Below are 19,294 nucleotides of genomic sequence, written 5' to 3'. Positions count from 1 at the left end.
GCGGAGGAGGCTGTTCCGTGACGTTCTCGCATACGGCGGAACCGGGAGCCTCAGACGCCCCGGACGTCCACCGGCATCCCCTTCGGTTCCTTGATCCGCTTCATGATGATCTGCGAGTTCACCTCGGTGACCCCGGCGAGCGTCGTCAGCCGCTCGATCCACAGCCGCTCGTACGCCGCGAGGTCCGCCACCGCGATCCGCAGCAGACAGCCGGGACTCCCGAACAGCCGGTACGCCTCGATCACGTCCGGCACGTCCTGGAGCGCCTCCTCGAAGGCCTCCACCGTCTCCCGGTCCCGCCGCACCTCCACCGAGACGAGGACCTCGAAGCCGCGCCCCACCGCCTCCGGGTCGATGATCGCCCGGTAGCCCCGGATCACCCCGTCCTGCTCCAGCTGGCGCACCCGGCGCAGGCAGGGGGAGGGGCTGAGCCCGACCCGCTGGGCCAGCTCCTGGTTGCTCAGCCGGCCGTCGTTCTGGAGCTCACGCAAGATGTGGAGATCGATTCGGTCCATGGCGCAATTATCTACCACGATGAAACAGACCAGGGGCTGATTTCGCAATCGCCTTGCGCGCCTCCTGTCCTATCGTTGCGACCGCAGGAGATATGGGTACGGAGTAAGGACGGCAGGCATGAAGCGGACGAACGACGGGGGAGCGCGCCGGATCGTCGTCATCAGCACCGGGGGCACGATCGCCAGCCGCTGGCAGGGCACCGGCTACGCGGCCGACGCCTCCGGAGACGACGTCCTGGCCACCGCCCCCCTCCCCGAGGGCGTCACCGTCGAGGTCGTCGACCTGTTCAACGTGAACAGCTCCCGCATGACCTCGGCCCACCAGCTCGCCCTCCTGCGCACCGTCCACGAGACCTTCGCCGACCCCGGCGTCGACGGCATCGTCGTCACCCACGGCACCGACACCCTGGAGGAGACGGCCTTCCTCCTGGACCTCCACCACGCCGACTCCCGCCCGGTCGTCCTCACCGGCGCCCAGCGGCCCTTCGGCACCGGAGACGGCGACGGCCCCGGCAACCTCTACGACGCGCTCCAGGTCGCCGCGAGCGTCCGCGACCTCGGCGTCCTCGTCGTCTTCGACGGACGCGTCCACGCGGCACGCGGCACCGTGAAGACCCAGACCCTCGCCGCCGACGCCTTCTCCGACCCCTCCGCCGAGCGCCTCGGCCGCGTCGGGTTCTCCCGCGTCGACATCGAGCGGCAGCCGGAGCGCCCCGCCCCGCTGCCCCTGCCGGCCGCCGCCCGGACCGCGAACCCCGGGGCCACCGGCCCCGACGCCACCCCGCTGCCCCGGGTCGACATCATCACGCACCACTCCGACGGCGACCCGTTCCTCCTGAACGCGGCCGTCTCCGCCGGCGCCCGGGGCATCGTCCTCGTCGCCACCGGCGCGGGCAACGCCACCCCCGAGATCGCCGCCGCCGTGGCCGACGCGATCGCCCGGGGAGTCCTCGTCGCCGTCACCACCCGCGTCCCCGCCGGACCGCTCGCCGAGATATACACCGGCGGCGGCGCGGTCGACCTCGTCGCCTCCGGAGCCCTGCTCACCGGCACCCTCCGGGCCGGCCAGGCCCGGATCGCCCTCCTCGCCACGCTCCTCGCCGAAGGCGCCGGCGGCGCGGGCGACCCCGCCCGCAGCACCGCCCTCCTGCGCCGCCTCCTCGAAGGACCGGTCCGCGCCGAGCCCGCCCTCGCCACCGGCCACTCCCGCTCGGCCTCGGCCGTCGCCGCCCGGGCGTAGGGCCCGTCCGCCGGATCAGGGGCCGATACGGCTCCGACGACCCGGCGCCCCTCAGAACCCCGGCTCGCGGACGGCGCCTCCCCCCGCCCGCCCGCGAGCCGGAATCAACCCTCCTTCACCGGCGCACCGCGCCCGCCGGGCCCGCCCGGCGGCTCCGCCGTGCCCGGAACCGGCCACCACCGGGTCCCGCACGCACGCGTAGCCACCACCAGGCCCCGCACGCGCGCATGTACTCACCACCGGGCCCGCACGCACACGCGTGGCCGCCGCCCGATCCCGTACGCGCACGCGCACGCGTGGAGACCGGATCACCACTTCCGGTGTCCGCGTACACCCCACCCTCCCCACCCTCCCCAAGGACGGCCCCTCATGGTTCCCGCACCGGCCCCGCACGACCTCCCCGTCCGCCGCGAGCACGATCTGCTCGGCGACCGGGACGTCCCCGCCGACGCCTACTGGGGCGTCCACACGCTGCGCGCCACCGAGAACTTCGCCATCACCGGTACGCCCATCTCGGTCTACCCCCTCCTGATCGACGCGCTCGCCGCCGTCAAGGAGGCCGCCGCCCGCGCCAACGAGGAGCTCGGCCTGCTCCCCGCCGACAAGGCGGCCGCCATCACCGGAGCCTGCCGGGAGATCCGTACGGGACGGTTCCACGACCAGTTCGTCGTGGACGTCGTCCAGGGCGGCGCCGGCACCTCCACCAACATGAACGCCAACGAGGTCGTCGCCAACCGGGCCCTGGAGCTCCTCGGCCACGCCAAGGGCGAGTACACCCACCTGCACCCCAACGAGGACGTCAACCTCGGCCAGTCCACCAACGACGTCTACCCGACCGCCATCCGCATCGCGGCGATCGGCGCGGCCCGTGAGCTCCTGAAGGCCATGGCCGTCCTCCAGGACGCCTTCGCCGCCAAGGCCCTGGAGTTCCGCGAGGTCGTGAAGATGGGCCGCACCCAGCTCCAGGACGCGGTGCCCATGACGCTGGGCCAGGAGTTCTCCACGTACGCCGTGATGCTGGAGGAGGACCGCGGCCGGCTCGCCGAGGCGATCGAGCTCATCCACGAGATCAACCTCGGGGCCACCGCCATCGGCACCGGTCTCAACGCCGCCCCCGGCTACGCCGAGACCGCCCGCCGCCACCTCGCCGAACTGACCGGCCTGCCGCTCGTGACCTCCGCCAACCTCATCGAGGCCACCCAGGACTGCGGCGCCTTCGTCCAGCTCTCCGGCGTCCTCAAGCGGATCGCGGTCAAGCTCTCCAAGACCTGCAACGACCTGCGGCTGCTCTCCTCGGGGCCGCGCGCGGGCCTCGGCGAGATCAACCTGCCGCCGGTGCAGGCCGGTTCCAGCATCATGCCCGGCAAGGTCAACCCGGTGATCCCCGAGGTCGTCAACCAGGTCGCCTTCGAGGTGATCGGCAACGACATCACCATCACCATGGCGGCCGAGGCGGGACAGCTCCAGCTCAACGCCTTCGAGCCGGTCATCTTCCACGCCCTCTCGAAGAGCCTGCTCTCGTTGCGCGCCGCCTGCCTGACCCTCGCCGAGCGCTGCGTCACCGGCATCACCGCCAACACCGAGGCGCTCCGCGCGGCCGTGGAGAACTCCATCGGCCTCGCCACCGCCCTGAACCCGCACCTCGGCTACACCGCCGCCACGGCCATCGCCCAGGAGGCGCTCGCGACGGGCCGCGGGGTCGTCGAACTCACCGTGGAGAAGGGCCTGCTGCCCGCCCACCGCCTCGCCGAGCTCCTCACCCCCGAGCGCCTCACCGGCGCGCCGGGCCAGGCCGTCGGCTGACGCGCGGACAGGGCGGGCAGGGGCGATCAAGAGGGCATGTCCGGCCATAAGTTACCGGGCAGTTTCTCGTGACTTCCTCGGCGGGCGGTCGTAGAACGTGTTGCCATTCACTCGCGAGTGAGGAAGATCCCATGAGTGAACACCCCTTGTCCGCCCAGGGAAGACCCCAGGTAAGTCGCCGCCGCTTTCTCACGGGAACAGGTTCTGTTCTCGGCGCCGCCGCCCTCGCCGGCACGATCACGACCCCCGCCCGCGCCGAAGTCCCCGGCCTGAACTGCACCCCCATCCCCGACGGCGCCCAGGTGCGCGCCCTCGTCGTCGGCACCGGCTACGGCGGCTCCGTGGCAGCCCTGCGGCTCGCCCGTGCCGGTGTCGACGTCCACATGATCGAGCTGGGCATGGCCTGGGACGCCCCGGGCCCCGACGGCAAGATCTTCGCCAACACCACCAGGCCGGACTACCGCTCCTTCTGGCTGCGCACCCGCACCAAGCAGCCCATCAGCCAGTTCCTCGGCTACCCCCTCGACAAGGACGTGCCGCTGCACACCGGCATCCTCGACGCGGAGGACTTCGCCGGCATCACCGTCTACCAGGGGCGCGGCGTCGGCGGAGGTTCGCTCGTCAACGGCGGCATGGCGGTCACCCCGCTCCGGGAGCGCTTCCCGGCGATCCTCCCCACCGTCGACCCGGCCGAGATGTACGCCACCTACTACCCGCGCGCCAACGCGGGCCTGGGCGTCACCTCGGTGGACGTGAACTGGTGGGAGAGCCAGGACTGCTACCAGTACGCGCGCGTGGGTCGCAAGCACGCCGAGCGCTCCGGCTTCCCCTTCGTCTTCGTGCCCAACGTCTACGACTGGGACTACATGAAGCAGGAGGCCGCCGGGACCGTCCAGAAGTCCGCCCTGGACGCCGAGGTCATCTACGGCAACAACGCAGGCAAGAAGAGCCTCCAGAAGACCTACCTCGCCCAGGCCGCCGCCACCGGCCGCGTGAACGTCTCCCCGCTCCACCGGGTGACCTCCGTCAGCCCGGCGGCCGCCGGCGGCTACACCGTCGTCATCGACCAGATCGACACCACCGGCGCCGTCCTCGTCACCAAGACCGTCCGCGCCGACCGGGTCTTCTTCGCCGCCGGCAGCGTCGGCACCAGCAAGCTGCTCACCCGCCTCAAGGCGACCGGCGCCCTGCCCGCCCTCAACGGGGAGATCGGCAAGGGCTGGGGCGACAACGGCAACGTCATGTGCGGCCGCGCCAACCACATGTGGGACCCCACCGGCACGCTCCAGTCCTCCATGCCCACCGCCGGCATCGACAACTGGGACGCGGGCGGCGCCTTCGCGGAGGTCGCCCCGCTGCCCACCGGCATCGAGACCTACGCCTCCTTCTACCTCTCCATCACCCGCACCCCGCGCCGCGCCGAGTTCAGCTGGAACCCGGCCACGGGCAAGGTCGACCTGAGCTGGGACCGGGCCTGGAAGCAGACGTCCATCGACATGGCCAGGTCCATCTTCGACAAGATCAACAGCAAGGAGGGGACGATCTACCGGACCGACCTCTTCGGCGCCTACAAGATCTGGGGCGACCACCTCACCTACCACCCGCTCGGCGGCGCCGTCCTCGACCGGGCCACCGACAACCACGGACGCCTCCACGGCTACCAGGGCCTCTACGTCATCGACGGCTCCCTGATCCCCGGGAACACCAGCGTCAACCCCTTCGTCACCATCACCGCCCTCGCCGAGCGCAACATCGAGCGCATCATCGCCGAGGACTTCTGAGCACGCCCACGCGAAAGACCCACGCGGAAGACCCACGTGAAAGAGGGGCCGGCCGGATTCCGGCCGGCCCCTCTCCGCACCCTCAGTGCGTCGGCAGCACGCACACCTCGTCGAGCCCGAGCACCCGGTTGAGCCGCCCGAACGCCAGCCACGAGCCCAGGCTCATCGTCAGCTCCACGATCTCCGCCTGGCTGTACCGCGCCGTCATCCGCGCCCAGAACTCCTCGTCGAGGCCGTGGTGGTCGAGCGCGTACCGCTCCGCGTACTCGGCCGCGAGTCGCGTCCGCTCGTCGAAGGCCTCCGAGACCTCCGTCTCGCGCCACGCCGCCACGAGCGCGTCGAAGCCCTCCTCGACCTTCTCCCCGTCCCGGTCGGTACGCCAGTCCAGACAGAAGCCGCAGCCGTTGATCTGCGCGATCCGCAGCCGCGCCGCCTCGAACTCGCGCAGCCCCAGGGTCGTGTGCGCGTACACCGACAGCGAGAAGTTCGCCGCCGCCGTCCCGATCTCCGGGACCATGTCGCCCCACACGTACCCGATCGGCTCCTGGCCCTCGGGAATGTCGATGATCACCGTGGTCTCCTTCCCAGCTTCCCGACCGCCGGCCGCAACGGCACGTCCAGCGCGTCGTACAGTCCCGGCTCCGCCGCCACCAGCCAGTCGATCGCCCCGACGAGGCGTCCCACCGCCGTGGCGTTCCCGCCCGCCGACCGGTTCTCGCCCTCGTCGGTCGCCGCGACCGTCACCTCGATCCGGGGGCTCCCCTCGACGACCACCCGGTGCGCGCCCGCCCCGTCCGGCGGCACCGGCCAGTCCGGCGCGCACGAGGGATGGATCCGGGTGACGTGCTCGATCACGATGCGGGGCTCCCCGCCGACGATCCCCTGCACCTCGAAGCGGACCGCGCCCTGAGTCCCCGCCTCGAACACGCCCATCGTCCGCGTCTTCACCGTGGACTCCAGCGGGCGCCGCTCCAGAGTCTCGCGGATCTCGTCGAGTTCGGCCCCGAGCGCCCGGGCCATCAGCCGTATCTGCCCGCCCCAGACCATCGTCGGCACCGAAGGCCACAGCATGGGCGGCTCGTACTCCATCGGCTTGCCCATCCCCACCAGCTCGCGGACCGACTCCTCCTGCTCGTACGTCGAGTAGTCGAAGATCTCCTGACAGCGGATCACGTCCACCGTCGCGGCGAGCCCGCTCACCAGGAGCGGCAGCACGTCGTTCCCCCAGCCCGGGTCGACGCCCGACACGAAGAGCGAACCGCCGCCCTCGGCGACGGCCGCGAGCACCGGATTCCGGAACTCGGGCGGCGCGTTGCGCTGGTCGTACAGCGGATACAGGGCGGGCGTCACCACCACCGCGCCCGCCGCCACCGCCCGCGCCACATCGGCGAGCGCCCCGTCGGGCCGGGTGTCGCCGGAGGCCGCGTACACCACCGCCCCCGGCCGCCCGTCGAGCACCGCGCCGACGTCGTCGCCGGCCACCACCCCGAGATCGCGCCCGAGCCCCGCGAGCCGGCCCGCGTCCCGGCCCACCTTGGCCGGATCGGACACCAGCACGGCCGCGAGCTCCAGGCCCGGATGGGCGTCCACGGCGCGAATGGCCGCGCGCCCGACATTTCCGGTACCCCACACCACCGTCCGAATCATGCGCGGAGGGTAGCGCCGGGCCCCGAAGGTTCCCAGACCCGCGGCACGATGTTCTGACGACTCGTCAGAAAGGGTGCTCGTCAGGCCAGTCGCAGCGCCACGAACGGAATCGTGTCCCCCGGCAGGACGTACCGCTCCACCTCCACGAAACCGCGCGCGAGCGCGAACCGCAGCCCCTCCTCGTTCGAGGCGAGCACCACCGTCTCCACGCCCTCGTCGCTCAGCGTCCGCGCGTGCGCGAGCCCCCGCTCGTACAGCGCGGTCCCGAACCCCCGCCCGCGGTACCCGGGCAGCGTCCGCGCGATCACGGTGGCCGCCGGGGTCTCCCCGTCCGGCGGACGCACCGTCGAACACCCCACCGCCACCTCCCCGAGGTACGCGACGTCCAGCCGGTTCCGGCCCGCACGCTCCCGCACTTCCTCGGGGGACAGCACCGCCGTCGGGATGATCGTGTTGTGCACGGCCCGCCAGTCGGCGAGCTGCTCCTCGGTCCGCGCCCGTTCGATACGAAGATCACTCATTCCCGCAGGAAAGCGCGGCCGCCCCGCCCGGTCAACCTCTTTCCGGCCCACCGGGACACATCCGTACGGGTGAGGGCAGGGTCGTGGAGGCAGCGCCGCCCGCCGAACGGGTACGGATCGCTGCACTGCCCCCGGCCAGGAGGAAGCCGTCCCATGCCCGTCCGCAAGGGCGCCCCCGCGCTGCTGAGCGCCGGCACACTGTGCGCGGCCCTGTTGCTCACCGGCTGCGCGGGCCCCGCCCCGTCCGCACCCGTCCCGTCGTCCTCGCCCGCCGCGGGCGACGGCCGCCCCGCCCCGGGCCCGCCCGGGGTCGCCGCCGACGACCTCGCCTCCGCCCCGGTCCCCACACCCCGGATCCCCGGCATCGGCCCCGCCACGCACGCCCTCGTGCCCGACGGCTCCACCCAGGTCCTCGTCGCCACCGGCGCCACCGCCGACTCCAACACGGCCACCGTCACCCTCTACAGGCGCGACCGGGCCGGCCGGTGGACCGAGGCCGCCGGACCGTGGGCCGCCCACAACGCCCTCCAGGGCTGGACCGACGACCACACCGCCGGCGACCTGCGCAGCCCCATCGGCGTCTTCCGGATCGGCGACGCGGGCGGTCTGCTGCCCGACCCCGGCTCCCGGCTCCCGTACGACCAGGACGAGGAGTTCGAGATCAGCGGCACCGGCCTCTCCGGCGAACCCCTCGAAGGCTCCTTCGACCACGTGATCGCCATCGACTACAACCGGGTTCCCGGCCGCACCCCGCTCGACAAGGAACGCCCCCTCGGCGAGGAGAAGGGCGGCGGCGTCTGGATCCACGTCGACCACGGCGGGCCGACCCAGGCCTGCATCGCCCTGGACCGGGAGGCGCTGCGCGAACTCCTGCGCGCCCTCGACCCGGCCGCGGGTCCCGTCGTGGTCATGGGCCCCAAGACCGTACTCGCCCGGTGACGGACCCGTGCGGCACCGGGAGCGGAACGCCCCGGCGCCGCACGTCCGTCAGTCCCCGCCGCCCGACCCGACCGCTCCGCGGAACGAGGCCGTGTGCTCGCGGACCTGCTCCGGCGTCAGATACGCGTCCGTGTACTCGAAGTCCCGCAGCGTCCCCGCCTTCGAGGCCAGGAATCCGGTCCGTACGTAGTCGTCGCCCGCGACGGCGTTGAGCAGCCAGTTCGTCATCACCCGGGTCTTGGCCACATTGGTCCGCAGCGCCGCCCAGTGGTAGCCGCGGGCCACGGCCTGGGCGGGCGCCCCGTGCAGCTCCACGCCGAGCGGCTTCGACACCCCGTCCATCCCGCCGAGGTCCACCACGAGCCCCAGGTCCTTGTGCATGTACGGGTGGGTCCGCTCGCCCCGCAGCGTCGCGACCAGGTTGTCGGCGACGGCCTTGCCCTGCCGCATCGCGTGCTGCGCGGTCGGCGGGCAGATCGCCCCCTCCTCGCCCTTGGCGAGATCGGGGACCGCCGCCGCGTCGCCGAGCGCCCACACCCCGTCGAGCCCCGGCACGTCCATCTCGGACGAGACGACGAGCCGGCCCCGGACGGTCTCCGCGCCGAGCGTGCCGATCAGCGGACTCGCGGCCACGCCGGCCGTCCAGATCAGCGTCCGGCTCGGCAGCACCCGCCCGTCCGTGAGCGTCACTGTGTCCTCGTCCACCGAGGCCACCGACACGCCGAGCGACACCTCGATGCCGCGCTTGGTCAGGATGTCCATGGCGGCGGAGCCCAGCTTCTCGCCCAGTTCGGGCATCAGCTTCGGCGCGATGTCCACCAGGTGCCACTTGATGAGGTCGGGGTCGAGCCGGGGGTACCGCTTGACCGCGTTGGAGGTGAGCAACTGGAGGCAGGCGGCCGTCTCCGTCCCGGCGTAACCGCCGCCGACCACGACGAACCGCAGCCGCGCGGCCCGCTCCTCCTCGTCGTCGCTCGCGTCCGCCAGGTCCAGCTGGGCGATGACGTGGTCCCGGATGTAGACGGCCTCCGCGAGCGTCTTCATCCCGCGCGCGTACTCGGCGAGCCCCGGGATGTCGAAGGTGCGGGTCACGCTGCCGGGCGCGAGGACGAGATGGTCGTACGGCTCCGTCACGTGCTCGCCGGAGATCGTCCGCACCACGCAGACCTTCGCCGCCGTGTCGATCCCGACCACACCGCCCGGGACGATCCGGGTCCGGTGCCGCCGGCTGCGCCGCAGCGACAGCGCGACCGACTGCGGGGTCAGCACGCCGGCGGCCACCTGGGGGAGCAGCGGCAGGTACAGCTGGTACGAGAACGGTGAGAGGAGCGTGATCACCGCCTCCCGTGCGGCAAGGCGCCGTTCGAGCCGCCGCACGCAGCCCACTCCGGCGAAACCGGCGCCCACCACGAGAATCCTCGGTCGCGTCACGCTGTCCGCCCTTCCGTATGAGCGTCGTTTCACCCTTTTTATCGTGATTGGTGAGGTATCGCCCTTCGGGTTACGTTGCGGCAGGAGAACCCACGGCCCCCACGGAAGGCGGAACAGCGCGCATGACCACGTACAAGGTCGGCTACTTCATCGGCAGCCTGTCGGCCACGTCCATCAACAGGATCCTGTCCCGGGCGCTCCTCCGCGTGGCGCCGCCGGGCCTGGAGTTCCAGGAGATCCCCATCAAGGACCTCCCGCTCTACAACCACGACTTCGACGCCGACTACCCTCCCGAGGGCAGGGCGCTGAAGGACGCCATCGCGTCCGTCGACGCGGTCCTCTTCGTCACCCCCGAGTACAACCGGTCCATCCCCGGCGCCCTCAAGAACGCCATCGACTGGGCCAGCCGCCCCTGGGGCACGAACTCCTTCACCCACAAGCCGTCCGCCGTCATCGGCGCCTCGCCCGGCAAGATCGGCACCGCCGTCGCCCAGCAGAGCCTCCGCTCGGTGCTCTCCTTCTGCAACTCCCCGCAGATGAACGCCCCGGAGGCGTACATCCAGTTCACCCCGGGGCTGTTCGGCGAGGACGGCGAGGTCACGGACCCGACGACCCAGCAGTTCCTGACCGACTTCATGGCCGACTTCAAGGCCTTCGTGGAGCGCGTCCTCACCGTCCTGCCGCCCCAGCGCTGAGACTTCGGGCGCGTCAGAGGACCGCGATCCCGAGCGGCCGGGAGCCCGCCGGAAGACGGCGGGTGTCGCCCGAGTCGAGGTCGATCACGGTCAGACCGTCCCAGTAACCGTCCCGGGTGAATCCGCCCGTCACATAGGCGGTGCGGCCGTCCCGGGACACGGCCACGCTCTCGTGCGGGCCCTCCAGCGGATAGACCCGCTCGGCCCCGCCGGGCGTGCGCACCGTCAGGGAGGGCCCCTCGTCCACGTCCGGGTCGATCGGCCCGGTGCCCACGGTCAGGAGCGTCCCGTCGGCGGTCACGGTCGTGCCGTGCTGATGCGTGTTAGCGGTCATGGGCTCGATCGTCGTCCGGCCCGTGCGGGGGTCGACCACCGCGAGCCGCTCGCCCTCGAAGGGCAGCAGCAGCTTCCCGTCCGAAGGCCGTACGGCCGTGTAGTGCGGCTTGAGCCAGGAACCGAGTCCGCCCTCCGTGCCGTACGGGGCGACCTCGATCCGGCGCGGCTCCAGGGTCTTCGCCGCGACGACCGTGACGTCGAAGGAGTCGTGGTCCGTCGCGTACACCTCGGAGCCGTCCCGTGACACGTCCACGTCGAACGGGCGCCGGCCGACCGGGACGGCGTCCGTGACCTTCAGGGTCGCCGTGTCGACGACCTCCAGGGCGCCGTTCCCGCCGGGCACGTTGACCCCCACGTACACCCGCCGTCCGTCGGGCGCGAGCGCGATGCCCATGCCGCCGCCCCGGTACTCGCCCGTGGTCACCGGGCCGGTGTCCGTCCGGTACGGAATCAGCGCGAGCCGCTCGCGGCTCGCCGTGTCCACGACGGCCACGCCCTCGGCGGTCGCCACCCAGGCCCGCCCGTCCTCGCCGACGGCCAGACCGTACGGCGCGGTGCCGACCTTCACCGAACCGGTGGCGCCCCGCGCGGGGTCGACGAACGTGACCGTGTCGGAGCCGAAGTCGCCGACGAGCAGGGTGCCCGGGGCGACCGTGCCGTCCGGGTCCGGCGTCACGGTGACGGGGGAGCCGGGGACGGGGGATCCGGGGACGGGGGATCCGGCCGTGGGAGAGGTCCCGGCGGGTGCCGTCGTGCCGGCGGCGGAGGCCGTCCCCCCGGAGCCCCGGGCGCAGCCCGCGAGCAGGACCACGGCCACCGCGCCGGGCACGAGCACCCGGGCGGCACGGGACGAACGGCGGAACTTCGGCATGACGGACTCCTCGGTACGGCGACCGCGCGGACGGCCCCGTTGGGGTCCGCGCCCTGCCCCGATCCTCCGCCCGCGCCCGCCTCCCCCCGGTCCGCCGCCCGGCCCCTCACGGGCAGCGGATCGGCGGACACAGGGGTCCACCGATCGGTCGACCCCTTGAGGCTCCCCCTCGGGGCTCACCTCTTGAGGGTTTCCCCCGCGGGGCTCACCCCTTGAGGGCGTCCAGGAAGCACAGCACCCGCTCGGTGCACAGCGCGGCTGCCTCCGGCACGTGCTCCGGCGTCCCGCGCTCCATGAACAGGTGGGCCGTCCCCGGGTACAGGAACAGCTCCCGGTCCCCGGCGCCCGCCACGAGCTCGCGCGCCGCCGCCAGGTCGCCGTCGTCGACGAAGTACGGATCGGCGTCCATGCCGTGCACCTGCGTGGGCACGCCCTGCGGCCACTCGGGGCCGAAGGCGGCCACCGGCACGCAGCCACCGAACAGCAGGGCGCCCGCGGCCCCGGGCCGGGTCTGCGCCAGCTTCTGCGCGGGCAGCACGCCGAGCGAGAACCCGGCGTACACGATCTCCCCGGGCAGCCCCCCGGCCGCCCGCTCGCCCCGGGCCGTGATCGTGTCGAAGCCGACCTCCTGGGCGTACCCGACGCCGGCCTCCAGGTCCTCGAACGTCCGCCCCTCGTACAGATCGGGCACGTGCACCGTGTGCCCGGCCCGCCGCAGTTCGTCGGCGAACGCGCCGACGCCCTCCGTCAGTCCCAGCGAGTGGTGGAAGAGCAGTACCTCGGCCATGTCGTCATCCCCTGTGTCACCGTACGGTCACTTCACCGGGCAGCATGACGTACGCCACTGACAGCGGTGCGGGGGACGAGGTCAGAGCATCGGCCGGTGCGGGACGACGGCGCCCGCCTGGCCCACCATGCCCGCGGGACCGCCGACGCCCATCGGGCCGACGGCACCCATCGGTCCGGTGACGCCCATCGGACCGCCGGCACCGGGGTGCGGGGCACCGGCGTGCGCGACGGCGCCCTGCTGCGGCCCGGGGATCCCCTGCGGAGGCATCTGGATCACACGGCTCAGATCCCGCAGAACCTCCTCGGCGACCTGGCGGACGTCACCGGGAACGTCCCCCCGCTCCCGTATGAGCTCGGCATAGATCGGTGCCGTGCCGTCCGCGTGGTTCATGGGGCTCGCTTCCTCGTTCCTGCGCCGGTTCCGTCACCGACGGGCAGACGGCGAGTCTACGGGGCACCACCGACACGCCCGGGATCGGGAGCCGGATAAGGACCCCGCCGGCCTGTCCCCGACCGTGAAAATTCGCTGTCCTCCCCGGCCTTCCCGCCCCGAGAATGGATCACCGAACACACGGGAGGGACCCCCATGAGCCAGGCGACCCTGACTCTGCACGACCTGATGCCGTCCGAAGAGCTCGCCGCCGCACTCGCCGACGGGCACATCACTCGCAAACAGCACCCCGAACTGCCGCTGTCGATCTACACGTACACGCGCGCGTGCCAGTACGCCCAGCACTGGAACCGGGCCACCACCCGGTGCCGCGGGCTCGTCGCCGACGACGCCACCGGGCGGATCGTCGCGCTCCCCCTCCCCAAGTTCTTCAACCTCTCCGAACACGCCGGCGGACGCCCCTACGCGCCCCCGCTGCCCGACGAACCCTTCGAGGTCTACGACAAGGTCGACGGCAGCCTCGCCGTGGTCTTCCACTACGCCGACCGCTGGCACGTCGCCTCCAAGGGCTCCTTCACCAGCGGCCAGGCCACCTGGGCCCAGCGCCGCCTCGACGCCGCCGACACCACCGGCCTGACCCCCGGCGTCACCTACCTCGCCGAGATGCTCTACCCGGGCAACCGCATCGTCGTGAACTACGGCGAGCGCCGCGACCTCGTGCTGCTCGCCGCCTTCGGGGCGGACGGCACCGAGACACCCCTCGCCGAGGCCGCCGAGGGGTGGCAGCCGATCGGCTCCGTCGTCCGCACCTGGCCCGCCATGGGCGTCGACGAGCTCGTCGCCCTGACCGAGTCCAACACCCTGCCCGGCGGCCGCCCGGCCACCGGCACGGACGCCGAGGGCTTCGTCCTGCGCTTCGCCTCCGGCCTGCGCGCCAAGGCCAAGCTCAGCGAGTACGTGCGCCTCCACAAGGTGCTCACCGGCGTCACCGAGCGGGACATCTGGCGCAGCCACGGCATCCAGCGCTTCGCCGCCCTCCCGGCCGGCGAACTGGCCAAGGGCCTCGGCTGCGCCGTCACCGACGTCGAGGCCTCCGGAGGCAAGCCCCTGGACGCCCTCCTCGACCAGGTCCCGGACGAGTTCGACACCTGGGTCCGCGAGGTGATCACCCGCCTCGAGACGGCCGCCGCGGACCGCGAGAAGGCCGTCGACGAGGCGTACGCCCGCCTGGCCCACCTGGCCGGCGACCGGGCGGCCTTCGCCCGCGCCGCCTCGGGCCTCGCCGACCGGGCCCTGCGCGCCCTGCTCTTCCTGCGCCTCGACGGCCGCCCCACCGACCTCCTCGTCTGGCGCCAGCTGCGCCCCGAGGCCACCGACCCCTTCGCCCACGACGAGGAGAACTGACCGTGCCTGTCGTCCACCTCATGACCGGCCTCCCGGCCTCCGGGAAGACGACCGCCGCCCGCGCCCTCCAGGCCGCCGCCGAGGGCCGGATGCGCCGCGTCAACCTCGACGACCTCCGGGCCATGCTCGACGTCCCCGCGCCGGACCGAGGCCGCTCCCACAAGCACGAGCAGACCGTGCTCGGCATCCAGGACGCGGCCGTCCGCGCCGCCGTCGACGACGGCTTCGACGTCGTCGTCGACAACACGCATCTGACCCCGCACGTCCCCAAGCGGCTGAAGGCCGCCGTGGGCGGCCTCGCCACCTTCGCGGTCCACGACTTCACCGACGTCCCCGTCGACGAGTGCGTCCGCCGCGACGCCGCCCGCGACCGGCCCGTCGGCGAGGAGATCATCCGCATCCTCGCCGACAAGCACGCCAAGGCCACCCGGGGCGGCTGGCGCCTCACCGCGGACTGGCTCAACGACCGCCCCACCGTCGGAGACCCCTACGTCCCCGACCCGGCGCTCCCCACCGCCGTCATGTGCGACATCGACGGCACCCTCGCGCTGCGCGTGGACCGGGGCCCGTACGACTTCAGCCGCTGCGACCGCGACCTGGTCAACCCCTCCGTGCGCGACGCCCTGCGGGCCTTCCGGCACACCGAGCAGGACCGGATCGTGCTGCTCTCCGGGCGCAGCGAGGACCACCGCGCCCTCACCGAGAGCTGGCTCGCACGCCACGAGGTGCCCTACGACGAGCTGTGGATGCGCGCCTCCGGCGACGGCCGCGGCGACGACCTCGTGAAGGCGGAGCTCTTCGACGCCCATGTCCGCCACCGGTACGCGGTCCGGGTCTCCCTGGACGACCGCGACCGCGTCGTCGCCCTCTGGCGCCGGATGGGCCTGCCCACCTGGCAGGTCAACTACGGCGCCTTCTGACCCGGCCGCGGCCGGGCGTCCGACGGGGGTGGGACCGCCCACCCCCGTCGGCGTGTCAGGATCGTGGGATGGTGGAGAAGATCATCGCGGCGTGCGACGGCGCGTCGAAGGGAAACCCCGGCCCCGCGGCCTGGGCATGGGTCATCGGCCGCGCCGACGGAGCGATCGACCGCTGGGAGGCGGGCCCCCTCGGCCGGGCGACCAACAACGTGGCCGAACTCACGGCCCTGGAACGCCTCCTGGAGGCCCTCGACCCCGCCGTGCCCGCCGAGGTCCGGATGGACTCGCAGTACGCCATGAAGGCCGTCACGACCTGGCTCCCCGGCTGGCGCCGCAAGGGCTGGAAGACCGCCGCGGGCACCCCCGTCGCCAACAAGGACCTGGTCGTCCGGATCGACACGCTGCTCACCGGCCGGGACGTCGACTTCGTGTACGTCCCCGCGCACCAGGTCGACGGCGACCCCCTCAACGACGCCGCCGACCGCGCGGCCAGCCACTCCGCCCGTACGCAGGAGCCCCTGGCCTCCGAGGGCGGCGCCGAGCTGCCCCCGGCCGAGCCCGCCGCACGCGCCTCCACGCCCCGGCCGCGCTCCTCTGCGCCCCGCAGGGGCTCCGCGAGCGCCGGCGGGGGTTCCGCCCGCAGGACTCGCCCGTCCGGCGGCACCCTGAACGCGAAATTCCCCGGCCGCTGCCGCTGTGGTCGTGCCTACGACAAGGGCGAGACCATCGCGAAGAACGCGGACGGCTGGGGCCATCCCACCTGCGTCTGAACCGACGGGCCGTCCGACTGGCGGGCGGCCCCGTCCGGCCCGTGAGACCGCTCGACCCGGTCGCACGGCAGGCTTCACCCTCGCGTGGACGCAGGTTCTCCCGGGGTTCTGTTCTCGGAGCGGTTGTGGCTGCATACTGATCCTCCTCGCATCCGGTGGCGAACCGTTTTACCTGCTCATTTGTCGTTCTCACGACACCTTCGGCACCGGACGAGAACCCCCTCCTGCTGCCGCCGCGGCCTCTCCGCGGCGGGAGTCGTCCCTGCCCGTGAAAGACCCGAGGTTCCGTGCCAGTACCTGTTCTCCTGACCGGGCGCTCCGTGCGCCTGGAGCCGCTGGCGATGCGGCACGCCGAAGCCCTCGCCCGGGCCGGCGGGGCGGACCGATCGGCCTACGCCTTCACCCCCGTACCCGACGGCCTCGAATCGGCCCTCGACTACATCGCCCGTGCCCTCGCCGATCAGGCGGCAGGCCGTTGCCTGCCCTTCGCCCTGGTCAGTACGGCCGACGAACGAGTCATCGGCTCGACCCGCTTCCTCGAACTCGACTACTGGCGGGGCCCGCTGATCTGGCCGCCCGTCCCCGGCATGCCCCACGGCGATCCGCTGACCGCCGTCCCGGACGCCGCCGAGATCGGGAACACCTGGATCGCGGGCGACGCCCGGGGCACGGGCATCAACACCGAGGCCAAGTACCTCATGCTCCGGCACGCCTTCGAGTCCTGGGGCGTCCGCCGCATCACGATGCGCGCCGACGCCCGCAACACCCGCTCCAGAATCGCCATCGAGCGCCTCGGGGCGACCTGCGAAGGCATCCGTCGCGCCCACTCCCGTGGCCTCGACGGCGCCGTCCGCGACACGGCCTTCTACTCGATCCTCGACGAGGAATGGCCCACGGTCCGGGACATCATCGAGCTGCGCCTCTCCACCCCCCGGCAGGTGCGCATCCCGCAGGACCTGCTGCCGGCCTGAGGCCGGGCACGGGACGTGGTCACCCCGTGACCACGTCCCGTGAACACGGGGGCTCGCGCCCCCGTCCCAGCGGTGGTTCCATGGAAGTGACGGGAAGGACTCGGTGTGAGGACGCGGAGTAGCGGCCGTCACCGGACCGCGCACCGTGCAATCAGGATCCGCGAGAAGCGGATGAGTCCTTCCCGCCCCTCCACCCCGCTCCGGGGGGTGCGACGCGTCCCGGTACGGTGGCCGGGACACAGAGTCGTGCCACCCGAAGGGACCGAGTGATCGTGCCGACCGGAACTCCCGACGTGCTCCTCCGGACGGAGGGCCGCGCCGGGTTCATCACCTTGAACCGGCCCCGCGCCATCAACGCGCTCACCCACGCCATGGTCCTCGCCGTCGACGACGCCCTCACCGCGTGGGAGCACGACCCGGCCGTCACCACCGTCGTCATCGAGGGCGCCGGGGAGCGGGGCCTCTGCGCCGGCGGCGACATCCGCGCCATCCACGACGACGCCCGCGCCGGGGGCTCCGCCTCCGCGGCCTTCTGGCGGGACGAGTACCGGCTCAACGCCCGCGTCTCCCGCTACCCGAAGCCCTACGTCGCCCTCATGGACGGCATCGTGATGGGCGGTGGCGTCGGCGTCTCCGCGCACGGCTCCGTCCGCGTCGTCACCGAGCGCTCCCGCGTCGCCATGCCCGAGACCGGCATCGGCTTCGTCCCCGACGTCGGCGGAACGCATCTGCTCGGCCGCGCCCCCGGCGAACTCGGCACCCACCTCGCCCTCACCGGCACCCCCGTCGGCGCCGCCGACGCGATCCTCACGGGCCTCGCCGACGCCTTCGTACCCTCCGCCGAACTCCCCGCCCTGGCCCGCGACCTGACGGAGCTGCCGGCCGCGGAGGCCCTCGCCCGCCACGCCGCCACACCGCCGGAGGGCGTCCTCGCCGAACAGCGGGAGTGGATCGACGCCTGCTACACCGCCCCGACCGTCGAGGAGATCGTCGAGCGCCTCTACGACACCGGCGTGCCCGCCGCCAAGGAGACGGCCGAGACCCTCCTCACGCGGTCCCCGGCCGCCCTCAAGGCGACCCTGGCCACCCTCCGCCGCTCCCGCGCCCTCGGCACCCTGGAGGAGGTCCTCGACCTGGAGTACCGCGTCTCCTGCGCCGCCCTGACCACCCCCGACCTCGTCGAGGGCATCCGCGCCCAGGTCGTCGACAAGGACCGCGACCCCCACTGGACCCCGGCCACCCTCGCCGAGGTCACCGAGGCCGACGTCGCCCGCTACTTCGCCGTCCCGGCCGGCGGCGACCTCGGCCTGGCACCGCGGGGTGGCGTGTGACCACCAGCACCACCTTCCAGTTCCAGCCCGTCCTGGACCGCATCGCCGAGGAGATCGCGGACCTCACCGACCGGGGCACCCCGGCCGACTACATCCCGGCCCTCGCGGCGGGCGACCCGCGCGACTTCGGCATGGCCGTGGCGGAACTCGACGGCACGGTCTACGGAGTGGGGGACTGGCGGCGCCCGTTCTCCACGCAGTCCGTCACCAAGGTCTTCACCCTCGCGCTCGCCCTCGCCGGAGAGAGCGAGGCGCTCTGGGCGCACGTCGGCCGCGAACCCTCCGGCGACCCGTTCAACTCGCTCGTCCAGCTGGAGTACGAACACGGCATCCCCCGCAACCCGTTCATCAACGCCGGAGCCCTCGTCGTCACCGACCGGCTGCACCGCCTGACCGGCGACGCCTCCGGGAGCCTGCTCGACTTCCTGCGCGCCGAGAGCGGCAACCCGGACCTCGCCTTCGACGACGGCGTCGCCGCCTCCGAGGCGGCCCACGGCGACCGCAACGCGGCCCTCGCCCACTTCATGGCCTCCTACGGCAACATCACGGGCCCCGTCCCCGAGCTGCTGCGCGAGTACTTCCGCCAGTGCTCCCTGGAAGCCTCCTGCGCCGACCTGGCCCTCGCCACGGGCTTCCTGGCCCGGCACGGGCTCCGCGCCGACGGCAGCCGCCTGCTGACCCGCAGTCAGGCCAAGCAGGTCAACGCCGTCATGCTCACCTGCGGCACGTACGACGCGGCCGGTGACTTCGCCTACCGCGTCGGGCTCCCCGGCAAGAGCGGCGTCGGCGGAGCGGTCGTCGCCGTCGTACCGGGCCGCTGCACCCTGTGCGTGTGGAGTCCGGGCCTGGACAGCCGGGGCAACTCGGTGGCGGGCGTGGCCGCCCTCGACCGCTTCACGACCATAACGGGCCTGTCGGTGTTCTGACCGGCCCGGAGTC

General features: G+C 72.9%; 19 protein-coding genes. 11 read left to right on the top strand and 8 right to left on the bottom strand.

From position 1 onward, the window contains the following. Positions 1 to 50: 50 nt before the first annotated feature. A complete protein-coding gene (locus tag SVTN_RS02515) occupies positions 51 to 515 on the bottom strand; it encodes an Lrp/AsnC family transcriptional regulator (protein ID WP_041127603.1) in 465 nt (154 codons plus the stop codon). 118 nt (positions 516 to 633) lie between these two features. On the opposite strand from SVTN_RS02515, the gene SVTN_RS02510 reads away from it, so the two are divergent. From SVTN_RS02510 to SVTN_RS02500, 3 genes are all read left to right on the top strand, one after another. Continuing rightward, a complete protein-coding gene (locus SVTN_RS02510) occupies positions 634 to 1,755 on the top strand; it encodes an asparaginase (protein WP_041127602.1) in 1,122 nt (373 codons plus the stop codon). Positions 1,756 to 2,124: 369 nt separating this feature from the next. Further along, on the top strand, positions 2,125 to 3,558 hold the full coding sequence (gene aspA / locus SVTN_RS02505; protein WP_052498876.1) for an aspartate ammonia-lyase: 1,434 nt from the start codon (positions 2,125 to 2,127) through the stop codon (positions 3,556 to 3,558). 131 nt (positions 3,559 to 3,689) lie between these two features. Beyond that, positions 3,690 to 5,339: a GMC oxidoreductase gene (locus SVTN_RS02500; protein ID WP_052498874.1), complete on the top strand. Its 1,650-nt coding sequence runs from the start codon at positions 3,690 to 3,692 to the stop codon at positions 5,337 to 5,339. Between the two features lie 82 nt (positions 5,340 to 5,421). Here SVTN_RS02500 and SVTN_RS02495 read toward each other — a convergent pair whose 3' ends face one another. The 3 genes from SVTN_RS02495 to SVTN_RS02485 form a co-directional block, all read right to left on the bottom strand. Further along, positions 5,422 to 5,910, bottom strand: coding sequence for a carboxymuconolactone decarboxylase family protein (locus tag SVTN_RS02495; RefSeq protein WP_041127600.1), 489 nt, complete (start codon positions 5,908 to 5,910; stop codon positions 5,422 to 5,424). Further along, positions 5,907 to 6,986, bottom strand: coding sequence for an NAD(P)H-dependent amine dehydrogenase family protein (locus tag SVTN_RS02490; RefSeq protein WP_041127599.1), 1,080 nt, complete (start codon positions 6,984 to 6,986; stop codon positions 5,907 to 5,909). The genes SVTN_RS02495 and SVTN_RS02490 overlap by 4 nt, the downstream gene beginning before the upstream one ends. An 80-nt stretch (positions 6,987 to 7,066) precedes the next feature. Next, on the bottom strand, positions 7,067 to 7,507 hold the full coding sequence (locus tag SVTN_RS02485) for a GNAT family N-acetyltransferase (protein ID WP_041127598.1): 441 nt from the start codon (positions 7,505 to 7,507) through the stop codon (positions 7,067 to 7,069). A 153-nt stretch (positions 7,508 to 7,660) separates the two neighbouring features. Between SVTN_RS02485 and SVTN_RS02480 the strand changes: the two genes are divergently transcribed. Continuing rightward, positions 7,661 to 8,446 (top strand): transpeptidase, encoded by a 786-nt coding sequence (locus tag SVTN_RS02480; RefSeq protein WP_041127597.1) that lies wholly within the window; start codon positions 7,661 to 7,663, stop codon positions 8,444 to 8,446. Positions 8,447 to 8,494: 48 nt separating this feature from the next. On the opposite strand, the gene SVTN_RS02475 is transcribed toward SVTN_RS02480, so the two are convergent. Beyond that, on the bottom strand, positions 8,495 to 9,877 hold the full coding sequence (locus tag SVTN_RS02475; protein WP_041127596.1) for an NAD(P)/FAD-dependent oxidoreductase: 1,383 nt from the start codon (positions 9,875 to 9,877) through the stop codon (positions 8,495 to 8,497). Between the two features lie 122 nt (positions 9,878 to 9,999). Here SVTN_RS02475 and SVTN_RS02470 point away from each other — a divergent pair, with 122 nt between their 5' ends. Further along, positions 10,000 to 10,572: an NADPH-dependent FMN reductase gene (locus SVTN_RS02470; RefSeq protein ID WP_041127595.1), complete on the top strand. Its 573-nt coding sequence runs from the start codon at positions 10,000 to 10,002 to the stop codon at positions 10,570 to 10,572. Between the two features lie 13 nt (positions 10,573 to 10,585). Here the strand turns inward: SVTN_RS02470 and SVTN_RS02465 are convergent, their stop codons facing one another. From SVTN_RS02465 to SVTN_RS02455, 3 genes are all read right to left on the bottom strand, one after another. Beyond that, positions 10,586 to 11,779 (bottom strand): YncE family protein, encoded by a 1,194-nt coding sequence (locus SVTN_RS02465; protein WP_052498872.1) that lies wholly within the window; start codon positions 11,777 to 11,779, stop codon positions 10,586 to 10,588. Between the two features lie 205 nt (positions 11,780 to 11,984). Then, positions 11,985 to 12,566 (bottom strand): dienelactone hydrolase family protein, encoded by a 582-nt coding sequence (locus tag SVTN_RS02460; protein WP_041127594.1) that lies wholly within the window; start codon positions 12,564 to 12,566, stop codon positions 11,985 to 11,987. A gap of 81 nt (positions 12,567 to 12,647) precedes the next feature. Then, positions 12,648 to 12,959, bottom strand: coding sequence for a hypothetical protein (locus SVTN_RS02455; protein ID WP_041127593.1), 312 nt, complete (start codon positions 12,957 to 12,959; stop codon positions 12,648 to 12,650). Positions 12,960 to 13,154: 195 nt separating this feature from the next. Between SVTN_RS02455 and SVTN_RS02450 the strand changes: the two genes are divergently transcribed. The 6 genes from SVTN_RS02450 to SVTN_RS02425 all read left to right on the top strand — a co-directional run bounded on the left by SVTN_RS02450 (position 13,155) and on the right by SVTN_RS02425 (position 19,281). After that, positions 13,155 to 14,363: an RNA ligase gene (locus SVTN_RS02450; RefSeq protein ID WP_041127592.1), complete on the top strand. Its 1,209-nt coding sequence runs from the start codon at positions 13,155 to 13,157 to the stop codon at positions 14,361 to 14,363. A 2-nt stretch (positions 14,364 to 14,365) separates the two neighbouring features. Continuing rightward, positions 14,366 to 15,283, top strand: a complete 918-nt coding sequence (locus SVTN_RS02445; RefSeq protein ID WP_245727422.1) for a phosphatase domain-containing protein — start codon at positions 14,366 to 14,368, stop codon at positions 15,281 to 15,283. Between the two features lie 68 nt (positions 15,284 to 15,351). Then, on the top strand, positions 15,352 to 16,053 hold the full coding sequence (locus SVTN_RS02440; RefSeq protein ID WP_041127591.1) for a ribonuclease H family protein: 702 nt from the start codon (positions 15,352 to 15,354) through the stop codon (positions 16,051 to 16,053). 287 nt (positions 16,054 to 16,340) lie between these two features. Further along, positions 16,341 to 17,024 carry a GNAT family N-acetyltransferase gene (locus SVTN_RS02435; RefSeq protein WP_041127590.1) on the top strand — a complete coding sequence of 228 codons (684 nt, stop codon included), beginning with the start codon at positions 16,341 to 16,343 and terminating at the stop codon, positions 17,022 to 17,024. A gap of 266 nt (positions 17,025 to 17,290) precedes the next feature. Continuing rightward, positions 17,291 to 18,355 (top strand): enoyl-CoA hydratase/isomerase family protein, encoded by a 1,065-nt coding sequence (locus SVTN_RS02430; protein WP_041127589.1) that lies wholly within the window; start codon positions 17,291 to 17,293, stop codon positions 18,353 to 18,355. Continuing rightward, a complete protein-coding gene (locus SVTN_RS02425; protein ID WP_041127588.1) occupies positions 18,352 to 19,281 on the top strand; it encodes a glutaminase in 930 nt (309 codons plus the stop codon). Before SVTN_RS02430 ends, SVTN_RS02425 begins: the two co-directional genes overlap by 4 nt. Positions 19,282 to 19,294 lie beyond the last annotated feature (13 nt).

The organism is Streptomyces vietnamensis, assembly GCF_000830005.1.
In the GTDB taxonomy this organism is placed as follows: Bacteria; Actinomycetota; Actinomycetes; order Streptomycetales; family Streptomycetaceae; genus Streptomyces; species Streptomyces vietnamensis.
The sequence above is the reverse complement of the archived record's forward strand: the minus strand, read 5'-3'. Positions and strand labels throughout refer to the sequence as shown.

Excerpts from the sequence above, each read along its gene's own strand:
- SVTN_RS02515 (WP_041127603.1), bottom strand. The coding sequence starts at position 515 with ATGGACCGAATCGATCTCCACATCTTGCGTGAGCTCCAGAACGACGGC.
- SVTN_RS02510 (WP_041127602.1), top strand. The coding sequence starts at position 634 with ATGAAGCGGACGAACGACGGGGGAGCGCGCCGGATCGTCGTCATCAGC.
- aspA (WP_052498876.1), top strand. The coding sequence starts at position 2,125 with ATGGTTCCCGCACCGGCCCCGCACGACCTCCCCGTCCGCCGCGAGCAC.
- SVTN_RS02500 (WP_052498874.1), top strand. The coding sequence starts at position 3,690 with ATGAGTGAACACCCCTTGTCCGCCCAGGGAAGACCCCAGGTAAGTCGC.
- SVTN_RS02490 (WP_041127599.1), bottom strand. The coding sequence starts at position 6,986 with ATGATTCGGACGGTGGTGTGGGGTACCGGAAATGTCGGGCGCGCGGCC.
- SVTN_RS02485 (WP_041127598.1), bottom strand. The coding sequence starts at position 7,507 with ATGAGTGATCTTCGTATCGAACGGGCGCGGACCGAGGAGCAGCTCGCC.
- SVTN_RS02480 (WP_041127597.1), top strand. The coding sequence starts at position 7,661 with ATGCCCGTCCGCAAGGGCGCCCCCGCGCTGCTGAGCGCCGGCACACTG.
- SVTN_RS02470 (WP_041127595.1), top strand. The coding sequence starts at position 10,000 with ATGACCACGTACAAGGTCGGCTACTTCATCGGCAGCCTGTCGGCCACG.
- SVTN_RS02465 (WP_052498872.1), bottom strand. The coding sequence starts at position 11,779 with ATGCCGAAGTTCCGCCGTTCGTCCCGTGCCGCCCGGGTGCTCGTGCCC.
- SVTN_RS02460 (WP_041127594.1), bottom strand. The coding sequence starts at position 12,566 with ATGGCCGAGGTACTGCTCTTCCACCACTCGCTGGGACTGACGGAGGGC.
- SVTN_RS02455 (WP_041127593.1), bottom strand. The coding sequence starts at position 12,959 with ATGAACCACGCGGACGGCACGGCACCGATCTATGCCGAGCTCATACGG.
- SVTN_RS02450 (WP_041127592.1), top strand. The coding sequence starts at position 13,155 with ATGAGCCAGGCGACCCTGACTCTGCACGACCTGATGCCGTCCGAAGAG.
- SVTN_RS02440 (WP_041127591.1), top strand. The coding sequence starts at position 15,352 with ATGGTGGAGAAGATCATCGCGGCGTGCGACGGCGCGTCGAAGGGAAAC.